1 pseudogene is annotated in these 1,808 nt (G+C 43.9%); it reads right to left on the reverse strand.

Annotated elements, in window-relative coordinates:
- Window positions 1-166: 166 nt before the first annotated feature.
- Window positions 167-1,734 (reverse strand): annotated as a pseudogene (locus AN161_RS23205) (IS3 family transposase).
- Window positions 1,735-1,808: the final 74 nt, after the last annotated feature.

A 1,808-nucleotide genomic window follows, 5' to 3' on the forward strand; every position in this document is an offset into this window, starting at 1 on the left:
CGGTGTTTGTCAATATAGTTGTCGCATTTAGTTACTTTAGTATTTTGAAAGATTGGATGAATCCCCATGTTCAGTCAAGGCTACCGCGCTGCGCTTGCTGGCCTGGTGATTAAGATTGAAAGAAAAAGCGTGCTTTCAATCTTAATCACCAGGGAATTGGGGACTATTATGGTTTTTTCACTAATTCGGTTTGCCCCTCATCTCGCATTGGATTGAGTGCTACTTGTTCATTCGGTGCCCAATTTCTTGTACTTCGTGTCCAACGCTCCGGATGCTTCTCCTTCGCAGCCTCGTACACGTCTTTTCGCTTTTCTAATAGGGCTACGTGTTGGCCCGTATGACACTGCACTGGTGTTACAAAATTCAGCCCGCTATGCAGGTGAATCTCGTTGTACCAATGGACAAATTGCTGTGCCCATTGTCTTGCTCTTTTAAGTGTTTCAAAACCTTTGTGTGGAAAATCTGGTCGATACTTGAGTGTCCGAAACATCGCCTCTGAGTAAGGGTTATCGTTACTCACACGTGGTCTTGAAAACGAACTTTGAATGCCCATTTTCTCTAGTAAACCTAGGAATGTCGCGGCTTTCATTGGACTCCCATTGTCGGAATGTAACACAAGTGGTTCGCCTTGGATTTTTTCACTGATTACTGCTTTTTTCACGAGTGTTTCGGCGTGTTTGGCCTCTTCAGTTTCCCATACTTCCCAGCCAACTACCTTTCTACTAAACAAGTCGATAATTAAATAGAGTCGATAATATAATCCTTTCACTGGTCCTCCGAGCCAAGTGATATCCCATGTCCACACTTGATTTGGCGCTGTTGCCAGATGACTTTCTGGGATTCTTCGCTCTGGCTTTTGACTACGTCCTCGATGATGCTGCATCTTTTCTTCACGCAATATACGATAAAATGTCGATTCTGATGCAATATAGGTCCCTTGGTCCGCAAGCCTTGGCACAATTTGTGTAGGTGGACAATCCGCATATTTCTCTTGCTTCAAAATTGTTAGTATTTCCTCTTTTTCTTCTTGTGACAACTTGTTTTTAGGTGTAGGACGTTTCGTAAGTGGGCGCTGATCAACCTTCACACACCCATTGGATGTCCAGCGTTCATACGTACGTACACTAATGTGTAGTTCCTGACAAGCTTTCGCTAATCGCGCACCATTTTGATTGGCTTCTTGGATGAGTTCTATAGCTAATGCGCGATTTGATGGGCTAATCATTCGTCCTCGTTGTCCCCCCAAATCGCTTGGGCCTTTTTTCTAAGCAGTAGTAATGCAGCAGCTTCCGCAAGTGCCTTTTCCTTCTTTTGTAGCTCTTTTTCCAATTGCTTTGCACGCTTTTGTTCTTCCTTCAACGCGCCATTCAACTGTTTCGTTTGATCTGATGTTTGACCATTTGCTTGAAGGCATACATTGCGCCAAGCTTCAATTTGTTCGCGATACAACCCTTTCTTACGGCAATACTCCGACAACTCAAGCTCATTCATCGCGAACGTCTCCATCACGATTAAAAACTTATCTTGGCTATTCCATTTATCACTGGTTTGACCATTTCCAGGCGTTGCCACACCAGCTGCACGCGCTTCTTTACGCCACTTGTATAACGTCACTTCTGTAATGCCTTCTTCTTTCGCAATTTGCGCCACTGCTTCGTTATTCGGTGGCATCATGCGTTTAACAATTGCTTCTTTTTGTTCTTGCGAATATCGCACTCTATTTCTTCCTGTCATATCGATCGACCTCCGTGTTATTTACTTAACTATAACACTAAAGCATCCTACGACATCTATCCTAACAGAGGGGG

Origin of the sequence: Lysinibacillus sp. FJAT-14222 (assembly GCF_001278875.1) — a bacterium.
In the GTDB taxonomy this organism is placed as follows: domain Bacteria; phylum Bacillota; class Bacilli; order Bacillales_A; family Planococcaceae; genus Lysinibacillus; species Lysinibacillus agricola.